We start from the raw sequence: 18,323 nt of genomic DNA, 5'->3' as shown, positions 1-18,323 counted from the left end.
CCGTTCAGCGTGGTCCGTCGCCGCCTGCCGCCATGATGGCCTTGAGCATCACCTGGTGGATCTGCGACGGGTCGCTGACCCGGTGTGTCGAGCCGCCGGTCGGCGCGGCGAGGCGGGCCAGGGCCGAGGTGTCGGCCTCCGGGCCGACCGCGAGGGCGATCAGCGGCACCGGCCGCTTCGGGTCGGAGAGCTTCTCCAGCTTGCTCACCAGGGCGTCGAGACCGATGCCGTGGGCGTCGTCGTTGGTGCCGTCGGTGACGACGACCAGCGCGTTGAACTTCCCGCTCGCATAGGACGAGCGGGCCTTCTCGTAGGCGGCGAGCGTGGTGTCGTACAGGCCGGTGGCGCCCTGCGGCTCGGGGGCCAGCGAGCGGAAGGCGCCGGCGAGCGCTTCGCGGTGGGTGCCGCCGTCCTTGCCCCGGCCGCCGAGCCGCTCGGTGGGGGACAGCTCCACATAGTCCGTGTCGCCGCCGAGCGAGGTGGCGAACTTCCACAGCCCGATCTCGTCGTCGGAGGTGAAGGTGGTCAGCGCCTGGAGGAGGGAGTTCTTGGCGAGGTCCATACGGGACCGGCCGCTGTGTCCCGGGACGGGTGCGCTCATCGAGGACGAGGCGTCCACGACGGTGGAGAGCCGGGCGCTCTGCACCGTGATCGTCCACATGCCCATCAGGGCCTGGAGTTCCTTCGCCGTCGGCGGCTCGGCGGCGTCGGCGGAGTACGGCTGGGGCGCGCGCCCGCCGGCGGCGCGGACCACCTTCGGGTCGGCCTCGCCGTTGGGGCCCCGGAAGCCGGACCGGCGCAGCTCACGCTGGCCGGCGGGCTCGCTCAGCAGCGTCATGAAGCGGTTGGCGGCGCGCGACTGGTCCGGGGACGTCTCACTGTTGTCGACCAGGGTGTACGGGTAGTCGAGCCGGGCCGTGCCGTCCTTCGGGTAGAGCAGGTCCAGCTCCGGCCCGCCGTCCGCACGTCTGTTGTGGGCGAAGGCGGCCTGCTCGGACAGCAGCAGCGCCTGGTTGCGGCGCGGATTGCGCTGCTCGGCGGTGGAGCCGTCGCGGGGCAGGGTGGCCATGGCCTGCCGGTCGTCTTCCGCGGCCCGCTGGTTGAGCAGCCGTGCCGTGGCGGCGGTGCGGGTGTCCGCGGCGGCGGGGTCCGGTGCCGCCTTGGCGTCGGCGGCGCTGAGGCGGGCCAGGGAGAGCAGTCCGGTGGCGCTGTGGGAGGGGTCGGCGACGCCGAGGTGGAGGGCGTCGCCGGAGGTCGTGGCCCGGGTCAGTTCCGTCCAGGTATAGGTCTTCGCCGGCCAGCCCAGCGACCTGGCGGCCTGGGGCACGGCGCCCAGTGCGACCGGGGACGAGGCGAGGGTACCGGCGGTGGCCAGCGGGGTGCCGCGCTCGGCGCCGACCCGGTCCACCCACAGGCTCGAATCCGGTATCCAGACCTGGAATTCGGGATCGACCGGCCGCTGCGCGAAGGCGTCGGCGATCTCGTGGGCGGCCCGTGGGGTGACCTTGACGTCCAGACATCTGCCGTCGGTGCGTATCGCCTCCTTCCGCGCCGACTCGGCCACCGCCTCGATCGCCGGGGCGATATCGGGCGAGGCCGCCACCGCCAGCTGTGTCGCCTCGCCGCCGCACGGTCCGCCGAACGCGAGCAGACCCGTGTCCAGCGCCACGACCGCGCCGGCGGCGACGGCCAGCGCCACGCCGGCGGCGAGGACGAGCGTGCGCGGAGGTACCCCTCGGCGGGCCCCCGTGCGCGCCGGTACGGGTCCGTCGGGCAAGCTGTGTCGTCCCATTGCGGTAGCGCCTCTCCTTCTCGGAGCTCGACCAGGATGCGCCGGTAGGGGAAATCGCGCCATCGGGATGGCGCCCGTCCCCGGCCTGTCGTGCGCGATCTTCGGACCTGCTGCCGAGACCCTAGCGGGGCGGTGGTGGCACCGAGGCGGTAACGGCGGAAGCGGAGGAAGTGTGCAGTCGGATACAAGTCCCGTGGCCGATGCGGACGTTCCAGGTCAAGGGCCTGGTGACGGGCTCGTGGGGGAGCCGGCCCGGGGCATTCTGCGGAGCGAGACGTGGATCGTCCTGGCCCTCTCGCTGGGGGCCAGCGGGCTGTCGGCGCTGATCAGCTTCATCGGGTCGGTGACCAAGCCCGGCGGGCTCAAGGATCAGGCGGCGACGCTCAACGGCTCTCATGCGCCCGGGCGTCCTTGGCTGGATCTCGCCTGGCAGCTGTTCGGTATCGCCTCCGCGCTGGTGCCGGTGGTGCTGGTGGCGCATCTGCTGCTGCGGGAACGGGCCGGGGGGCTGCGGGTGATCGGGTTCGACCGGCGGCGGCCCGTCTTCGACCTGAGCCGCGGTCTCGGGCTGGCGGTCGTCATCGGTGGCAGCGGTCTGCTGCTCTATCTGGGCGCGCGGACGGCCGGATTCAATCTGACGGTGGTCCCCGAGGCGCTGCCCCACGTGTGGTGGAAGATTCCGGTGCTGATCGCCTCCGCGGTGCAGAACGCCGTCCTGGAGGAGGTCATCGTCGTCGGGTATCTGCTGCGCAGGCTGGGGCAATTGGGCTGGTCACCGCTGGCGGCGCTCGCGGCCAGCTCGGTGCTGCGCGGCTCCTACCACCTCTACCAGGGCATCGGCGGCTTCGTCGGCAACATGGTGATGGGCGTGCTCTTCGTCCTGCTCTACCGGCGGTGGGGGCGGGTGGGGCCGCTGGTCGCTGCCCACGCACTGATCGACATCGTGGCGTTCGTGGGCTACGCGCTGCTCGCGGGCCGGGTGGGGTGGCTGCCGACGCCGTGAGCCCCCGGGAAGGCGCGGGGCACCATCGGTGCCTGCCGCGCCTTCCGTGGGCGGCCGCCGTACCGGCCGGTTCAGCCGGTGGCCAGTAGTTCCCCGTCGATGACGGTGACCGCTGAACCGGTCAGCAGGGTCCGGTCGCCGCGCAGTTCGGTGTGTACGAAGCCGGTGCGGGCGCCGCCTTGCCAGCCGACCAGGTTGGCGCGGCCCAGGCGCGCTGACCAGAACGGGGCGAGCGCGGTGTGCGCGCTGCCCGTCACCGGGTCCTCGTCGATGCCCACCGAGGGGAAGAAGCAGCGCGAGAGGAAGTCGTAGCCGCCGTCGGGGTCTTCGGCGCGCGCGGTGGCGATCACCCCGCGGCCGCCGTGCCCGGCGAGCGCCTTCAGGTCCGGGGCCAGCGCCCGTACGGACCGCTCGTCGGCCAGCTCGACCAGGAGGTCGCCGACGCCGGGGCCGGTGTCGTGAGCGGAGCGGATCGCGGTGCCCAGTGCGTCCGCGACCACTGCCGGTACCTCGACGGGGGTGAGCGGGGCGGTCGGGAAGTCCATGGTGATCGCCCCGCTGTCGTCGGCCGTAGTGGCCAGTACCCCGCTACGGGTGCGGAAGCGGACCGTACCCGTGGCCGTCCCCGTCGTGTGCAGCACATGCGCGGTGGCCAGAGTGGCGTGCCCGCACATGTTCACCTCGGCGGCCGGGGTGAGCCAGCGCAGCGCCCAGTCGGCGTCGCCGCCCGCGGGCAGCGGGTGTGCGAAGGCGGTCTCGGAGAGATTGACCTCGGCGGCGACGCGCTGGAGCCAGGCCGTATCGGGAAAGGCGGCGGAGTCGAGCAGGACGACTCCCGCGGGGTTGCCGGCGAACGGACGCTCACTGAAGGCGTCGACGATGCGAATCCTCATGGCCGCGAGCGTAGAGGCGCCGGGAACCCGTGGGCCAAGGCCAATCGGGGGGAATTGGACGGTGAGCGGGGTGGCGGTGGCCCGTGCGAGTGGCTTGTCGGGTGTCGGGTGGCGCTACCGGTGGCCTGTCCCGGGGAGACGAGGAGGAGCTCAGGCGGACGGTGTGGCCGGGGACCACACGCCGAACCACTGCTCGGCGCCGTACGCCTCGAACCGTTCTTCCTCGGTGAATCCCAGCTTCGCCGCGAGGCGCATCGAGCGGGTGTTGGCGGTCTGGGTGGCGAGCACCACCGGTTCGCCGGGAAGCGCGCCGGCGAACCAGTCGAGTGCCGCTGCGCACGCCTCGCCGGCGTATCCGTGTCCCCAGGCCCGCGGCAGGAACAGGTAGCCGAGTTCGGCCCTTCCGGCAGCCTGTCGAAGGTGCCCCGTGTCTCTGGTGAGCATGACCTGGCCGATCATCGCTCCGTCGAGATCGACGATGAAAAGGCCCGGGCGCCGGCCGGGCGCGCCGGGGATCGTGCGCTCGAGCTCGTCACGCGGCCGCGCGCCACCGAGGTAGGTGCCCACCTCCGGCGAGGCCAGCAGCTCGATGGCCGCCGTGCGGTCCCGGACCTCGGGCTCCCGGAGCACGAGCCGCTCGGTCCTGATCGGGGCAGGCGGCCATGCGACGGGCCCGAGTTCAGTCATACCGGCCAGCCAATCAGCGGGCCCGGAGGCGATCAAGAATCGAGAATCGGCCAACCCACCGGCCCGGTCTCTCACCGGCGAGGCTGATCCAGCGGTCGCTGTCCCGTGACGCGAGCGATCGTGACGGCCGGAGGGTTTGTGCCACTTGTCTTGATCGGTGCGGGAGGCTGCGGCTGTTGCCGCACCGGGCTTGCCCACTGTCGGCCGGCTGTCGGCGGGATGTCGGTGGCGCCTACGACTGTGGGAACCGGGCGTGGCCGTCTTCGGATGTGCGGTCGCCCGCCTCCAGACCACTCCGAGTTTCCGGGAGCCCGCCATGCCCGCCGTACCCCAGGTCCCGCAGTGGGACGTCCACCGGCTGCCACAGGCCGAGGGAAAGGTCTTCCTGGTCACCGGAGGCAACGCGGGCATCGGGTATTTCGTCGCCGAGCAGCTCGCCGGCACCGGGGCCACGGTCGTTCTCGGCAGCCGCTCCAGGACGAAGGCCGAGGACGCGATCGCTTCCATCACCTCGCGCGTTCCCGGCGCCAAGGTGACGCACCTGCCCCTGGACCTGGCCGATCTCGCTTCGCTCAAGGCATCCGTGGACGTGCTCGGAGTGGATCGCCTCGACGCCGTCGTCCACAACGCCGGTGTGGCGCTCGACGATCCACCGCGCCGCGAAACCACAGCCGGCCACGAGCTGATGCTCGCCACCAACCACCTGGGGCACTTCGCGCTGACCCACCACCTGGCGCCCCTGCTCGCGGCAACCCCGGGGAGCCGGATCGTCACCACCGGCAGTTTCGCCGCCAAGTCCGAACGCCTGGACCTCGACGATCTCCAGAGCACGCACGACTACCAGTCCAAGCGCTCCTATGCGCGGTCGAAGCTGGCCCAGATGCTCTTCGGCTTCGAACTCGACCGCCGCCTGCGTGCTGCCGGCAGCACGACGCTGAGCGTGGTCGTTCATCCCGGCGGCGCGCTCGACTCCCTCACGCCGTCGCGCCCGCCGTTCCATGTCCGGACCGCCGGTGAGCGGCTCAGCCGTCTGCCGCTCCGTCTTCTCGTCCAGGGCAAGGACGCCGCCGCATGGCCCGCTGTGCGGGCCGTGCTCGACCCGGGCGTCCGCGGCGGCCAGATGTGGAGTCCCCGACTGTTCGGGCTGCGCGGTACGCCCAGGAACGAACCCCTCTGGAGCCACCTCGCCGACACCACGACAGCGGCACGGCTATGGGCGGCCAGCCGCGACCTGACCGGCAGCGACCTGACGTTCACCGCACCGACAAGGTCCGGTGCGGCCGAAGGCCCAGCGCCCGAGCGCGGCCAAGGAGACGCCTGACCGGAGGAGACCTGACGGGCGGTCGAGATCTCCTGACACAGGACAGTCGCTTCGGGACCGGCAGAGCGCCGGGCACCGCTTCGGCGAGCCGGGTTCGGAGTCGAGGCCTTGCTTCTACGAACACTCCCGATATATCGTTGAGGCATCGCGACCGATCAACGATAAGGATGGGGAGGACGTCATCATGCGTTCCCACGGACATGAACACGGACATGAGCACTGCGGACCCGGGCGCCCCGGAGGCCGTGGCGACTTCGCGGGCGGCTGGGAGCGGCGGCGCTCGGCCTTCGGTCCCTTCGGGCCGCCTTTCGGAGGGCCGCCCTTCGGGGGTGGTCGGGGGCGCGGTGGGCCGCGCGGCCGGGCGCGCCGTGGCGATGTGCGGGCGTCGATCCTGGCGCTGCTCAAGGACCGTCCGATGCACGGCTACGAGATGATCCAGGAGATCGCCGAGCGCAGCGGCGGCGCGTGGAAGCCCAGCCCCGGCTCGGTCTATCCGACGCTGCAGCTCCTGGAGGACGAGGGTCTGATCGCCAGCGCCAGTGAGGGCGGCAAGAAGCTGTTCTCGCTGACCGACGCCGGGCGCGCCGAGGCCGACAGCGGCTCGGACGCCCCCTGGGAGGACGCCGGCCGCGGTGTCGACTGGGATGCGATGAACGAGATCCGCAAGGCGGGCGGCGGCCTGGTCGAGGCGTTCCGTCAGGTGTGGGCCACCGGCAGTCCCGAGCAGCGGGAGAAGGCCATGGCGGTGGTCAACAAGGCGCGCAAGGAGCTGTACCTGATCCTCGCCGAGGAGGACTGAGCGGGGAGAACGGGGGTGGAGCCTTCGGGGGCCGGGGTGCGGGACGGCCCCCGAAGGGTCAGACGACCAGGGCGGCGAGCTTGCGCAGCGACTCGTGCAGCGCGGCGCCCGCCGAGTCCTTGAGTTTGCCGGCCATCAGTGAGACCGCGGCGCCGGTGAACGTCCCGTCGATCCGTACGCCCGTCGCCCCGCCGTCCGGGGTGAGTTCGTAGCGCATCCCCAGGCTGACGCCCATCGGGCCCTTGCCCTCGACGTCGAGCAGCCGGCCCGGGATCAGCTCCCGCACGGTCCAGAGGACCTCCGCGGGGAAGCCCATCAGCTTCATGTTCTCCTCGTATCCCGCGCCCACCTCCAGCGATTCCGGGCCGCCCTTGGGGAAGGCGGTGTGGGTGGCGTTCCACTCCCTGTAGGAGTCGAAGTCGGTGAGCCGCTCCCAGACCTTCTCGGCCGGTGCCTCGATACGGGCCTGCGCGGTGACTTCGGCCATGTGACCACCCCTTCGGTGACGATCCCCGGCTGGTGCCGCGGAACGTATCCCCGCCGGGGTGAAGGTTCAAGGGTGCGGGCCGCCTTTGCTGACGGGGTGTCAGTTCTTGATGGGCGCGGGTGGTACGGAGGCGCCGTGGCGGCCGGGGAGTCGTCCCGCCCCGTATGTCCGGCCTCCATGAAATCCGCACCTCTCCTCCGTGAGGATGAGATCGGGTGTGGACGTGCGCAACCAGCGTGGGAGGCGCAAATGCTTCCCGCCGGTGATGTCGCGGTTCCCGGGGGCTGGTGGGGTGGGGGCTGTGCAAAACCGTACTGCGTACAGTGGCGGCGGCAGTCCCGCCCCGGAGGACCTCGACACACAGCTCACCGTCGAACTCGCGTCGGTCGTGTCCGCTGCCCGCAGGCGGGCCACCCGCGACGGCGACCGGCAGGTCGACACCGCGCATCTGCTGCACGGCCTTCTGGAATCGGACCCCGCGGTACGGGACACCTTCGACGGACCACCGCAGGTCGCGCGGCTGCTCGGCTATCTCGTCCAGCGCAGCATCGGCTACGGACTCCAGTGGCACGGCACCGTCGAGGACTCCGGCGCGGTCCCCGTGGTCTCCGAGGGTGCCGTCCCCGGATGGTCACCGGCCGCGGCCGCCGCCCTGGACGGCGCGCTGGACCGTGCCCACACCCGCTACGCCACCCGCGCGGGCTGCCTCGACCTGCTCGCTGCTCTCGTCGACGACCCCGAATCGCGAGCCGTCGAGGTGCTGCGCCGGGCCTCCGTCGACACCGCCCGGCTCGCCGAGCGGCTGGACGGGGAGCGTCCCGGCCAGGACTGACAGGGGTCTCGGGGGTGGCACTGCTGACGACGGCTGCCATGATGGCCGGATGCACGCGTCTTCGGGGAGCCCGGCAGGAGCATCGACCGGCTCGGGCCAGGGAATATCCGGGTCCTTGGGGGCCCAGCAGCCATCACCCGCCCCCGGGGAGGGGCGGCGCCGGACGGCCGGAGGGCGCGGTGCCGGCCTCGGGATCGCCCTGGTGTCCGCGCTCGCCTTCGGCGGATCGGGCGTCGCCGCCAAGCCCCTGATCTCCGCCGGTCTCGAACCGCTCCAGGTCACCTGGCTGCGGGTGGCCGGGGCGGCGCTGGTGATGCTGCCGCTCGCCTGGCGCCACCGGGATCTGCCGCGCCGCCGGCCCGCGCTGCTCGCGGGCTTCGGGCTGCTCGCCGTCGCCGGCGTCCAGGCGTGCTACTTCGCCGCGCTCTCCCGCATCCCGGTCGGGGTCGCGCTCCTCATCGAGTATCTGGCGCCCGCCCTGGTACTGGGCTGGGTCCGCTTCGTGCAGAAACGGCCGGTCACCCGGGCCGCGGCGGTGGGTGTGGTGCTGGCGGTCGGCGGACTGGCCTGTGTCGTCGAGATCTGGTCCGGGCTGACCTTCGATGCCCTCGGCCTCGGGCTCGCCCTCGGTGCGGCCTGCTGCCAGGTCGGCTACTTCGTGCTCTCCGACCACGGCACCGACGGCGACGAGGCGGTGGACCCGCTCGGGGTGACCGCCTACGGCCTGCTGATCGGCACCGTTCTGCTCACCGTGATCGCCCGCCCCTGGGGCATGGACTGGGCCGTACTCGGCGGGGCAGCGGAGCTGAACGGCACTCAGGTGTCTGCCGCTCTGCTGCTCGCCTGGATCGTGCTGATCGCGACGGTGGCGGCCTACCTGACCGGAGTGGTGTCGATCCGCCGGCTCTCGCCGCAGGTGGCCGGCGTGGTCGCCTGTCTGGAGGCGGTCATCGCGACGGTGCTGGCCTGGGTCCTGCTCGGGGAGCATCTCTCCGCACCGCAGATCGTCGGTGGGGTGGTCGTGCTGACCGGCGCCTTCATCGCGCAGTCGGCCAAGCCGAAGTCGACGGAGACGGTGCGGGTGGCCGGCGCCGGGACGGGGACGGGGACGGGCGAAGGGGCGATCGGGGGCATCGGGTCCTCGGCCTCGCCGGCTGCTCCGGCGTCCGCGGCCCGGACCGGGGATGACTTGTCGGCCGGTTCCTGTGCGACATAGGGTGCCGATCATGCATTCGACTGTGCTGCCCCCTCCCGCCGCGTAACGCGGGCGGCGGCCTCCGAGGAAACCCCGGCCCGGGCTGGTTCCCGGGCCGCTGGTCGCTGCCTGCACACGGGACCACGCGACCACCGCACGGCGCAGCACGCCGTCTGTATCTCCCGGAGCACGTCTTCCATGCACACCACTCCTTCCTCCGCCCTGCCCGTGGGCCGGGGGCTGTTGTACGTCACGCTCGCCGCGACCGCCTGGGGCACCGCGGGCGCGGCCGCCGCCCTCCTCTACCGCGGCAGCGGACTGGGCCCGCTCGCCCTCACCTTCTGGCGCACCTTCGGCGGGCTGGTCCTGCTGCTCGCCGTACGGGCGCTGCTGCGCCGCCGCTCCGGCCTCGCCGCGGTCCCGGCGCCGTACGAACCGCTGCGCAGCCGCCTGACCCGGACGGTGCTGACCGGCCTCGCCCTCGCCGTCTTCCAGGCCGCCTACTTCGCCGCCGTCGAAGCGACCGGGCTGGCCGTGGGCACCGTCGTCACCATGGGGGCGGGTCCCGTCCTCATCGCCATCGGGGCGCGGGTGACGATGGGCGAACGGCTCGGCGCGGGCGGGGCCCTGGCCGTCACCGGGGCGCTGGCCGGGCTGGCGGTCCTGGTACTCGGCGGCGACGGCGGCACGTCCGTCCGGCCGGCCGGTGTCGGGTGGGCGCTGCTCTCGGCGGGCGGCTGCGCCGCGATGACGCTGATCACCCGGCGGCTGGGCAAGGCCGGCGGCAGTGATCCGTACGCCTCGACGGTCGGTGCCTTCGCGGTCGGTGCGCTGGCCCTGCTGCCGCTCGCCGTAGTGGAGGGGCTGTGGCCCCAGGCGCACGATCTGGTCCGCAGCCTCTGCCTGCTGGGCTATATCGCGGCGGTGCCGACGGCGCTGGCCTACGGGCTGTACTTCGCCGGCCTGGCGGCCGTCCGCGCCGCGACCGCGTCCGTGATCTCCCTGATCGAACCGGTGTCGGCCGCGGCCATCGCGGTGCTGTTCCTCGGGGAGCGGCTGACGGTGGCGACGGCGGTCGGAACGGGGGTGCTGCTGACGGCCGTTGCCGCGCTGGCGGTGACCGAGGCGCGCGGAGCGGTGGCGGCCGCACGGACGGCGGCGCCGGTGGTGGGCTGAGGGCGCGGGGTCCGGCCGGCGGTGGCGGCCGGGCCCCGCGGGGGAGCGGAGCCGGTCAGGAAGCGGGCTTCCCTTTGGCGGCCGCGGCCAGTCTGCGCTGCTGGTGGGTGCGCGCCGCCGCGTCCCCGGGGCCGTCCCGCTCGGCGAGGCGCTCCGAGACACGGTGCTGCACCGCCTCGCTCCGCTTGCCCCCGTACTTGAACTTGGCCCGGACCTCCCGCACTTCCAGGCGCAGGCCGCGGATGCCGGACAGCAGCCGTCCGTACGGGGCCGCGCCCGCGGTGACCGGCGCCGAGCCGCCGTCCGGCTGGAAGTGGCCCGTCTGGCGCCGCAGCAGTGCCGCCTTCTCCTCCGGGGCGTCCACGACATGGGCGGTGCAGATCAGCTGGACCGCGGCATAGAAGCTGGTGGGAACGCCGTGTTCGGGCGGCTGGTCCTCGGTGGCCTGCCAGGGGCCGGGGATGAAGGTGTAGTCGTCCACCACACTCAGCAGCACCGTCGGCCGGTCCGCCAGCGCGCTCCAGAGGGGGTTGGGCCGGGCCAGATGGGTCACCGCCTCGTGGCGGGCCGGGTCGTAGGCGAAGTGCAGTGGCTGCACCATGGGCGGCTCGCCGGGCCCTCCGTTGGCGGCCAGCTGGCCGAAGTCGTGTACCGCGAGCCACTGTTGCCACTCGGTGTCGTCGGTGGGGGCGTCCCAGGGGTGGATCAGCACGGGGACTCCTCAGCGGGCGGAGAGGTACGCCGGCTCGGGTGTGCCCGGCGCGAGGTCCTCGGACGGTATGGGGGCGCCGTATACGGGGGCCACGGGCAGCACGCCGCTCCAGTACGGCAGCGCGAGATCCTCCGGCTCGTCGTTGGGGCCGCCGGTGCGGATCTTGGCGGAGACCTCGCGCAGATCGAGGCGGATCACGGCCGTGGCCGCGAGTTCCTTGGCGTTGCCGGGCCGGGAGTCCGCGGCGCGCCCGGCCAGCACATGATCGACGAGCGCGTCGAGCGCGGCGGTCTTCTCCTCCGGGTCGGTCACCTGGTGCGCGGTGCCGTGCACCACGACGCAGCGGTAGTTGATGGAGTGGTGGAACGCCGACTTGGCCAGCACCAGACCGTCGACATGGGTGACCGTCACACACACCTCCAGGCCCGGGTCCGGCGCCGCACCGGCCATCCGCAGGGGGCGGGACCCGGTCGAGCCGTGCAGATAGAGGCGATCGCCGACCCGGCCGTAGAGCGTCGGCAGGACGACCGGGGCGCCGTCGCGGACGAAGCCCAGGTGGCAGACATAGCCCGCGTCGAGGATGGCGTGCACCGTCTCGTGGTCGTAGGCGGCGCGGGCGCCGGCGCGGGTGGGGGTCGTGCGCTCGGTCGGTTCGTACGACGCGGCTCGGGACATTGCGAACTCCATTGCACTAGTGCATAATCAAGTTTGTGCTAGGAGAGTATCGGATTGAAGGGCGGCGCGCATCGGAGATCGCCGCCAGCGTCGAGCGGGCCGTCGGTGCGGGCGCGCTCATGCCGGGTGAACTGCTGCCACCGCTCAGGGAGTTGGCCGTCTATCTGGAGGTCAATCCGAATACGGTCGCGGCCGCCTACCGCAATCTCCGCGACCGCGGGGTGATCGAGACCTCGGGCCGGCGCGGCAGCCGGGTGCGCCCGCGCCCCGCGAGCACCTCACGCGAGGCACTGCGGGTGGAGGTGCCGCCGGGCGTCCGGGACGCCTCCGATGGAAACCCCGATCCGTCCCTGCTGCCCCCGCTGGAGCGGGCGCTGGCCGAGGCGGCCGCGCGCAGCGCCCGGCGCCCCGCGCTCTACGGCACACCTGCCGTGGACGACGATCTCGCGGCCCTCGCCCGCGCGGCGTTCGCCGCCGACGGCGTGACCGAGGCCCCCGTCGCCGTCACCAGCGGCTCACTGGACGCCATCGAGCGGGTGCTGGCCGCCCATCTGCGGCCCGGCGACGCCGTGGCGGTGGAAGACCCGGGGTGGGGCAGCCTGCTGGACCTCATCCCGGCACTCGGACTGCGTCCCGTCCCGGTGGAGGTGGATGACGACGGGCCGCTGCCGGAGCAGTTGGCGCGCGCGGTCCAGGACGGAGCCCGTGCCGTGATCATCACCGACCGGGCGCAGAACCCCACCGGCGCCGCCATCGGCCGGGCCCGCGCCGCCGAACTCCGCACCCTCCTGGCCGAAAACCCCGGCATCCTCCTCATCGAGGACGACCACGGCCATGGCATCGTCGACCTCCCGCTCCATCCGCTCACGGGCATCACCGACCACTGGGTACTGGTCCGTTCGACGGCCAAGGCGTACGGTCCCGACCTGCGGCTCGCGGTGCTCACCGGTGATGCGCTGACCATCGACCGGGTGGGCGGCCGGCAGCGCCTCGGGCCGGGCTGGATCAGTCATCTGCTCCAGGACACGGTCGTGCACCTGTGGCGGACCTCCGCGATCGACCCGCAGGCCGTGGCCGGGGCGTACGGCCTGCGGCGGGAGGCGCTGATACGGGCGCTGGCCGAGCGCGGGGTCCGTGCGCGCGGCCGCAGCGGGATGAACGTCTGGGTGCAGGTCCCGGACGAGACCGGTGCGGTGGCCCGGCTCCTGCACTCCGGCTGGGCGGTGGCCCCCGGCGCGCGCTTCCGCCTGCACTCGCCACCCGGCATCCGCATCACGGTCTCCGGCCTCTCCGACGACGACATCGCCCCGGTGGCGGACGCGGTGGCCGTGGCGACGGGGGTGGGGGAGGTGCGGCGGTACGAGTGACGGGTAGGGCGCGAAGCGGCTGGGGCCCGTACGGCAGGCGTCTGAACTGCGGCTGTTGCTTGGGGCCGTTGACGGGCTGAAGCCCCCGAGGTGAAGCTCGGGGGCTCGGGGTCCTGCGGGCGGCCCGGGGTTCGCGGGTCGCCCGGCCGACGGAGGCGGTCAGTCGGCGGTCGAGCCGATCCGCTGAAGCCTTGGGCGGTTCAGGCGGGGCCTGCTCTGGGTGAGGGCGGCGCCGGCCAGGATGATGAGCGCGCCGACCGGGGTGTTCCAGCTCAGCTCCTCGTGCAGCAGGGCCACGCCCGCGGCGGTGGCGATCACCGGGACGAAGTAGGTGACCATTTGTGCGGTGGTAGGGCCGATCTCGGCGACCAGGCCGTACTGGATGAGGAAGGCGAAGCCGGTGCCCAGGGCGCCCAGGGCGAAGACGGCGAGCAGCGGGATGACCGGGTAGCTGCTCGGCGCGGTGGTGAACAGCGGTGTCAACACGGCCAGTTGGGCGGTGGCCAGCAGCAGCTGGGCGCTGGACATGGACAGGTGGGACTGGCCGGCGCCCGCCAGGGTGCGGCGGACGTAGATCCAGCCGATGGCGTAGCTGAGCGAGGCGCCCAGCGCCAACACGGTGCCCGCCAGATCCGTGCCGGCGAAGCCCTGCCAGGCGCCGAGCACGGTGAGCACGCCCAGGAATCCGAGGCCGAGGCCCGCCACTCGGCGCCGGGTGGGACGGTCCTCGGACAGCGCGACGACCGACAGTGCCATGCCCCACAGCGGCGAGGTGGCATTGCAGATGCCGGCCAGTGTGGAGGGGATGGTCAGCTCGGCGTACGCGAAGAGGGAGAACGGCAGCGCGTTGAGGAAGAACGCGGCCACGGTCAGATGGGCCCAGGTGCGGGCGGACCGGGGAAGCCGCTCGCGCCGGACCGCGAGGACGGCCAGTAGCACCAGCGCACCGAAGGCGACCCGGCCCAGCGTCACCTGCAGTGGGGCGAAGCCCTGGGTGCCCACCTTGATGAAGAGGAAGCTGAAGCCCCAGACGAGGGAGAGGGCGGCGAAGCGGAGCTGCCAGGCGCGGGCCCGGCCACCGGCCTTCGCGGCCGTGGGGGCGGTGGCGGTAGCGGTGGTGCGCGGCGAGGCGGGCGCGGTGGTCGCGGCTTCCCCGTCGACTGTGGGGCGCACAGGTGTGGCCGGAGAGTTGGTGGCGGCGGAGGAGGCGGTGGGTGCGCCGGTGGCGGTGCTCATGCGGTCAACGATGCGGCGTACAACTTCGTAGCACAAGCGAGAATTCGTGGGTGGTATCGCTTAGCATTGCTTATATGTTGAACCTGGATCGCCTACGGACGCTGAGCGCGGTCGCCCGCCATGGTTCGGTGAGCGCGGCCGCCGACGGGCTGCATGTGACGACCTCGGCCGTCTCGCAGCAGATCGCCAAGCTGGAGCGGGAGACCGGCCAGCAGCTGCTGGCGAAGAACGGGCGCGGGGTGCGGCTGACCGACGCCGGACGGCTGCTCGCCGATCATGCGACGCGCATCCTGTCGCAGGTCGAGCTGGCCCAGGCCGAGCTGGAGGCGCATCGCGGCCAGGCGGTGGGCGAGCTGCGGATGGGCGCCTTTCCCACCGCGGCCCGGGGGCTCTTCCCGGCCGCGCTGGTCGCCCTCCGCGCCGAGCACCCCCAGTTGCGGGCGGGGCTGACGGAGATGGAGCCGGACGAGTCGGTCCGCGGCGTGGTGCGCGGCGACATCGATCTGGCGGTCGTCCTGGACTGGTACAACCGGCCGCTGTCCCTCCCCGACGGGCTGGCGAAGGCGCCGCTGCTGGACGACCCGGCCGATGTGGCGATGCCGTCCACCCATCCGCTGGCCCGGCGGCGTTCCGTGGAGCTGGAGGAGTTCGCGGACGACGAGTGGATCGCCTGGCCCCAGGGGGAGTTCTGCAATGAATGGCTGATGTTCACGCTGCGCAGCAAGGGCATCGAGCCGCGGGTCGCGCACATGGCGGAGGAGCACGGCACTCAGCTCGCCCTGATCGCGGCCGGGCTGGGCGTCGCGGTCGCCCCCCGCCTCGGCCGTGGACCGGTGCCGGAGGGGGTGAGCGTGGTGCCCGTACGCCATACGATGCGCCGCCATGTCTATGCCATCTGGCGCGCGGACGCCGACCGCAGGCCCTCGATCCGGGCCGCCGTGGGGGCCCTCCGCACGGCCGGTGAGGGCCTCCAGGGCGCTGCTGACTGACCCGGCCGAGGCGGCCCCCCGCCGACCGCCTCCCGGTGCCGCTCAGGCCGGCGGGACGATGCCGCGGATGACGCCCAGCTCCAGCAAGTCCTGTGGGCGGATGCGGAGTTGGTCCGCGGTGGCGTGAACCTCTGCCGGGTCGCGTTTGAGGATGGCCGCCGCCAGTTCCGGGGCGATCACCGAGAAGTAGCCGTCCGGTGTGGCCCAGAGCCGGTCCGGTGCGGCGAGGGCCAGTGCGCCGCCCGAACCGCCTTCGCCGATGAGCAGGGAGGTGACGGGCACCCGGGCGGTGGCGAGGGCCGCGAAGGTGTCGGCGATGGCGGCCCCGGCGCCTGCCCGCTCGGCCGCCGCGTCGTTGGCGGCGCCCGGCGTGTCCACGAGGGTGAGGACCGGGATGCCGAGTCGGTCGGCGAGCCGGACGAGCCGCGCGGCGGTACGGAAGCCCGCCGGGCGGGTGGCCGTACCGCACTGGGCGGCGAAGGCTACGGTGCGCCCCTCGCGGTGCCCGAAGCCGCACCGTATGCCGGGGTCGACGCCGCCGCAGCGGTCGCCGCTGATCTCCTCGAAGCCGTCGAAGTACGCGCGCAGATACGCCTCGGCGCGCGGCCGCCCCGGTGCACGGGCACGGACCACCGCGCCCCAGCCGGTCTCCGGCAGCGCGGGCGGGCCGAGCGCACCCGGCGGGGCTGCCGGCTCCACGGACGCATCACCCAACTCCTGCGGTATGCACAGCAGTTGCAGCCACCGCTGGAGCGTGGCGCGCAGCCGGTCGGGCGGGACGACGGCATCGATGTGGCCGGTGGCCAGCTGCCCCTCGGCGGTGTAGGCGGTGGGGTCGGCGTCCGGGGGACGCACCCGTGACCCCGCGAAGCCGACCTGGGCCCCGGGGAGCGCGAGGATCACATCGGCGCCCGCGCCCAGGGTGGCCCAGCCGCCGCCGGTCGTCGGATCGCGCAGCACCGCGAGCTGCGGCAGCCCCGCGGCACGGTTCAGCGCCGACTGCCGTGCCACCCGCTGGAGTTGGGTCAGCGCACGCATCCCTTCCTGCATCCGGCTGCCGCCGGTGGCGATCAGCGAGACCACCGGGAGACCGTGCTCGCGCGCATGGGTGTAGGCGGCCTCCAGTCGGTCGCCGGTGCGTTCCCCCAGGGAGCCGCCCAGATAGCGGAACTCGAAGGAGAGCACCACCGCTTCCCGGCCGCCTATCGTGGCCAGGGCGGTGACCACCGACTCGTCCTCGCCGGTCCGTTCCCGGGCACGGGCCCGCGCGTCCCCGTAGCCGCGCCAGCCGAGGGGGCCGTCCGGTGTGGACACCGTCCCTGAAGGGGCTCCGGGGCGGTCGGGAACGGCCGACTCGCTGTAGCTGTCCGCCACCGCCGCGATGGCCTGACGGGCTGTCAGTCGCGCGCACGGCAACGTCCGGGCGGGGTCGTGGCCTGCCGCGCCGCCGGCCACCGCGCTTTCGCCGACTGCGGCCCGGTCGCCGGCCGCGGTTCGGTCACCGGCCGCGACCCGGTCGCCATCGCTGCGGCCGTCCGCCTCGCTGCCGGGGTGCGCCCCCGGGCCCGGCTCCCGACGCGGGGATGCGCCTCCGCCCACGCCCTCGTCCATCTCCCCGGTGCCCCCGTCTCCGCCCCTACGCACGGAGTTCACGCTTCAGGATCTTGCCCATGTCGTTGCGCGGCAGGGCGGTGAGGAAGTGCACGGTGCGGGGGCGCTTGTGCGGTGCGAGCTGGCGGGCGACGTGGTCGGCGAGTTCCTCGGCGGAGGGGACCGGACCGGCGTCCGGGCCGCTCTCCGCCACGATCCAGGCGACGATCCGCTCACCGAGGTCCTCGTCCGGCTCGCCCGTGACCGCGGCCTCGGCGACACCGGGGTGGGCCAGCAGGGCGTTCTCGATCTCACCCGCGCCGATCTTGTAGCCGCCGCTCTTGATCAGGTCGGTGGCCTTACGGCCCACGATGCGGTAGTTGCCCGCGGCGTCGCGGACCGCCATGTCGCCGGTGCGGAACCACCCGCCGTCGAAGGCCGCGGCGGTGGCGTCGGGACGGTTGAGGTACTCGACGAAGAGGTTCGGGCCGCGGACCTGGATCTCGCCGACCATGTCGCCGTCCTCGGCCCCGATGGCCTGCCCCGCCTCGTCGACGAGCCTGACGTACACCCCCGGGAGCGGCACGCCGACCGTGCCCGCGGCATCGGGGCTGTCCGCCCGGACGCTGGTGTTCATGAGCGTTTCCGTCATGCCGTAGCGCTCGATCACCCGCCGCCCGGTGGCTGCCGTGATCCGCTCATGATCGGTCAGTGGCAGCGCGGCGGAACCGGAGACCAGCAGCCGGGCCCGGGACAGCGCCTTGGCGAGCGCGGGGTTCTCTCCCACCTCGACGGCCAGCCGGTGGTACATCGTCGGGACGCCGAACAGCATCGTGCCGTCCGCCGCCAGCTCTCGGGCCACCGCCTCGGTGCTGAAACGCCCCAGGTGGTGGACACAGCCGCCGCGGCGCAGCGGCCCGAGGATGCCGAGGATCAGACCGTGCACGTGAAAGAGCGGCAGCGCGTGCACGAGGACGTCGTCGGCGGTCCACTGCCAGGCGTCCTCCAGCGCGTCGAGGGTGTGCGCGAGGGCGCGCCGGGGGAGGACGACGCCTTTGGGCGGCCCGGTCGTGCCGGAGGTGTAGACGATCAGGGCCGGGGCCTCGCCGCCCGGCTCGGCCGGCAGCGGGGCCGGGCCGCTCTCCTCGGACGGCGCCGCGGCCTCGATGTCGATACGGGACAGCGCGGCGAGCGGGCCCGGCAGTTCGGCGCCCGGCTCGGCCAGGACGAGCGAGGGCGCGCTGTCCGCCACGATGTGCGCCAGCTCGCTCTCACCGATCTTCGGGTTGACCGGTACCACGGCCACCCCGGCGAGCAGCGCGGCCACCGCACCGACCGAGGTCTCCAGCGTCGGCGTCGCCCAGAGGGCGATGCGGTTCTCACCGGCGATCCGCTCGGCGAGCGCGCCCGCCACCGAGGCCAACTGGCGATGGCTGAGGCTGCGATCGCCGAAGCGCAGCGCGGGTGCGGGCGAAGCGTCGCGCAGCGCGGGGAAGAGCACGTTCACCGGATCTCCTTCGTCCTCGTCGGCACCCGGCCCCTTCGCGACCGGGCCGCCCCGCCCGCACC

At 73.3% G+C, this 18,323-nt stretch carries 17 protein-coding genes; 8 read left to right on the top strand and 9 right to left on the bottom strand.

Annotated features, from left to right (window positions below; translation table 11 throughout):
• Positions 1-4 precede the first annotated feature (4 nt).
• On the bottom strand, positions 5-1,792 hold the full coding sequence (locus ACGFN2_RS08595; protein ID WP_393358553.1) for a substrate-binding domain-containing protein: 1,788 nt from the start codon (positions 1,790-1,792) through the stop codon (positions 5-7).
• A 193-nt stretch (positions 1,793-1,985) separates the two neighbouring features.
• Here ACGFN2_RS08595 and ACGFN2_RS08590 point away from each other — a divergent pair, with 193 nt between their 5' ends.
• Positions 1,986-2,795, top strand: a complete 810-nt coding sequence (locus ACGFN2_RS08590; protein ID WP_393358551.1) for a CPBP family intramembrane glutamic endopeptidase — start codon at positions 1,986-1,988, stop codon at positions 2,793-2,795.
• A gap of 71 nt (positions 2,796-2,866) precedes the next feature.
• On the opposite strand, the gene ACGFN2_RS08585 is transcribed toward ACGFN2_RS08590, so the two are convergent.
• On the bottom strand, positions 2,867-3,688 hold the full coding sequence (locus ACGFN2_RS08585) for a PhzF family phenazine biosynthesis protein (RefSeq protein WP_393358549.1): 822 nt from the start codon (positions 3,686-3,688) through the stop codon (positions 2,867-2,869).
• A gap of 150 nt (positions 3,689-3,838) precedes the next feature.
• Positions 3,839-4,375 carry a GNAT family N-acetyltransferase gene (locus tag ACGFN2_RS08580; RefSeq protein ID WP_393358547.1) on the bottom strand — a complete coding sequence of 179 codons (537 nt, stop codon included), beginning with the start codon at positions 4,373-4,375 and terminating at the stop codon, positions 3,839-3,841.
• Positions 4,376-4,691: 316 nt separating this feature from the next.
• Between ACGFN2_RS08580 and ACGFN2_RS08575 the strand changes: the two genes are divergently transcribed.
• Positions 4,692-5,696 carry an SDR family NAD(P)-dependent oxidoreductase gene (locus ACGFN2_RS08575; RefSeq protein WP_393358545.1) on the top strand — a complete coding sequence of 335 codons (1,005 nt, stop codon included), beginning with the start codon at positions 4,692-4,694 and terminating at the stop codon, positions 5,694-5,696.
• 184 nt (positions 5,697-5,880) lie between these two features.
• On the top strand, positions 5,881-6,495 hold the full coding sequence (locus ACGFN2_RS08570; protein WP_362606240.1) for a PadR family transcriptional regulator: 615 nt from the start codon (positions 5,881-5,883) through the stop codon (positions 6,493-6,495).
• A 58-nt stretch (positions 6,496-6,553) separates the two neighbouring features.
• Here ACGFN2_RS08570 and ACGFN2_RS08565 read toward each other — a convergent pair whose 3' ends face one another.
• Positions 6,554-6,982 (bottom strand): SRPBCC family protein, encoded by a 429-nt coding sequence (locus ACGFN2_RS08565; RefSeq protein ID WP_393358542.1) that lies wholly within the window; start codon positions 6,980-6,982, stop codon positions 6,554-6,556.
• Between the two features lie 301 nt (positions 6,983-7,283).
• Between ACGFN2_RS08565 and ACGFN2_RS08560 the strand changes: the two genes are divergently transcribed.
• The 3 genes from ACGFN2_RS08560 to ACGFN2_RS08550 all read left to right on the top strand — a co-directional run bounded on the left by ACGFN2_RS08560 (position 7,284) and on the right by ACGFN2_RS08550 (position 10,185).
• A complete protein-coding gene (locus tag ACGFN2_RS08560) occupies positions 7,284-7,814 on the top strand; it encodes a Clp protease N-terminal domain-containing protein (protein ID WP_393358540.1) in 531 nt (176 codons plus the stop codon).
• Positions 7,815-7,863: 49 nt separating this feature from the next.
• Positions 7,864-9,030, top strand: a complete 1,167-nt coding sequence (locus ACGFN2_RS08555) for a DMT family transporter (protein ID WP_393358538.1) — start codon at positions 7,864-7,866, stop codon at positions 9,028-9,030.
• 177 nt (positions 9,031-9,207) lie between these two features.
• On the top strand, positions 9,208-10,185 hold the full coding sequence (locus tag ACGFN2_RS08550; RefSeq protein WP_393358536.1) for a DMT family transporter: 978 nt from the start codon (positions 9,208-9,210) through the stop codon (positions 10,183-10,185).
• Positions 10,186-10,240: 55 nt separating this feature from the next.
• Here the strand turns inward: ACGFN2_RS08550 and ACGFN2_RS08545 are convergent, their stop codons facing one another.
• Both ACGFN2_RS08545 and ACGFN2_RS08540 read right to left on the bottom strand, forming a co-directional pair.
• On the bottom strand, positions 10,241-10,897 hold the full coding sequence (locus ACGFN2_RS08545) for an FMN-binding negative transcriptional regulator (protein WP_393358534.1): 657 nt from the start codon (positions 10,895-10,897) through the stop codon (positions 10,241-10,243).
• A 9-nt stretch (positions 10,898-10,906) separates the two neighbouring features.
• Positions 10,907-11,572, bottom strand: coding sequence for a pyridoxamine 5'-phosphate oxidase family protein (locus tag ACGFN2_RS08540; protein WP_393358532.1), 666 nt, complete (start codon positions 11,570-11,572; stop codon positions 10,907-10,909).
• 35 nt (positions 11,573-11,607) lie between these two features.
• Between ACGFN2_RS08540 and ACGFN2_RS08535 the strand changes: the two genes are divergently transcribed.
• Positions 11,608-12,939, top strand: coding sequence for an aminotransferase class I/II-fold pyridoxal phosphate-dependent enzyme (locus tag ACGFN2_RS08535; protein ID WP_393358530.1), 1,332 nt, complete (start codon positions 11,608-11,610; stop codon positions 12,937-12,939).
• A 159-nt stretch (positions 12,940-13,098) separates the two neighbouring features.
• Here the strand turns inward: ACGFN2_RS08535 and ACGFN2_RS08530 are convergent, their stop codons facing one another.
• Positions 13,099-14,175 (bottom strand): DMT family transporter, encoded by a 1,077-nt coding sequence (locus tag ACGFN2_RS08530; RefSeq protein WP_393358528.1) that lies wholly within the window; start codon positions 14,173-14,175, stop codon positions 13,099-13,101.
• A 74-nt stretch (positions 14,176-14,249) separates the two neighbouring features.
• Between ACGFN2_RS08530 and ACGFN2_RS08525 the strand changes: the two genes are divergently transcribed.
• A complete protein-coding gene (locus ACGFN2_RS08525) occupies positions 14,250-15,164 on the top strand; it encodes a LysR family transcriptional regulator (protein ID WP_393358526.1) in 915 nt (304 codons plus the stop codon).
• 42 nt (positions 15,165-15,206) lie between these two features.
• Here the strand turns inward: ACGFN2_RS08525 and ACGFN2_RS08520 are convergent, their stop codons facing one another.
• Positions 15,207-16,817, bottom strand: coding sequence for a carboxyl transferase domain-containing protein (locus tag ACGFN2_RS08520; protein WP_393358524.1), 1,611 nt, complete (start codon positions 16,815-16,817; stop codon positions 15,207-15,209).
• Positions 16,801-18,261, bottom strand: coding sequence for an acyl-CoA synthetase (locus ACGFN2_RS08515; protein WP_362606215.1), 1,461 nt, complete (start codon positions 18,259-18,261; stop codon positions 16,801-16,803). The genes ACGFN2_RS08520 and ACGFN2_RS08515 overlap by 17 nt, the downstream gene beginning before the upstream one ends.
• Between the last annotated feature and the right edge of the window lie 62 nt (positions 18,262-18,323).

The sequence above is a fragment of the Streptomyces sp. NPDC048612 genome (assembly GCF_043199295.1).
Classification (GTDB): domain Bacteria; phylum Actinomycetota; class Actinomycetes; order Streptomycetales; family Streptomycetaceae; genus Streptomyces.
This window is presented reverse-complemented; position numbering and strand designations above follow the sequence as displayed.

Bases quoted from the DNA above. Each gene is read 5' to 3' on its own strand.
- ACGFN2_RS08580 (WP_393358547.1), bottom strand. From the start codon at position 4,375: ATGACTGAACTCGGGCCCGTCGCATGGCCGCCTGCCCCGATCAGGACC.
- ACGFN2_RS08525 (WP_393358526.1), top strand. From the start codon at position 14,250: ATGTTGAACCTGGATCGCCTACGGACGCTGAGCGCGGTCGCCCGCCAT.
- ACGFN2_RS08595 (WP_393358553.1), bottom strand. From the start codon at position 1,792: ATGGGACGACACAGCTTGCCCGACGGACCCGTACCGGCGCGCACGGGG.
- ACGFN2_RS08575 (WP_393358545.1), top strand. From the start codon at position 4,692: ATGCCCGCCGTACCCCAGGTCCCGCAGTGGGACGTCCACCGGCTGCCA.
- ACGFN2_RS08585 (WP_393358549.1), bottom strand. From the start codon at position 3,688: ATGAGGATTCGCATCGTCGACGCCTTCAGTGAGCGTCCGTTCGCCGGC.
- ACGFN2_RS08540 (WP_393358532.1), bottom strand. From the start codon at position 11,572: ATGTCCCGAGCCGCGTCGTACGAACCGACCGAGCGCACGACCCCCACC.
- ACGFN2_RS08530 (WP_393358528.1), bottom strand. From the start codon at position 14,175: ATGAGCACCGCCACCGGCGCACCCACCGCCTCCTCCGCCGCCACCAAC.
- ACGFN2_RS08565 (WP_393358542.1), bottom strand. From the start codon at position 6,982: ATGGCCGAAGTCACCGCGCAGGCCCGTATCGAGGCACCGGCCGAGAAG.
- ACGFN2_RS08550 (WP_393358536.1), top strand. From the start codon at position 9,208: ATGCACACCACTCCTTCCTCCGCCCTGCCCGTGGGCCGGGGGCTGTTG.
- ACGFN2_RS08555 (WP_393358538.1), top strand. From the start codon at position 7,864: ATGCACGCGTCTTCGGGGAGCCCGGCAGGAGCATCGACCGGCTCGGGC.
- ACGFN2_RS08570 (WP_362606240.1), top strand. From the start codon at position 5,881: ATGCGTTCCCACGGACATGAACACGGACATGAGCACTGCGGACCCGGG.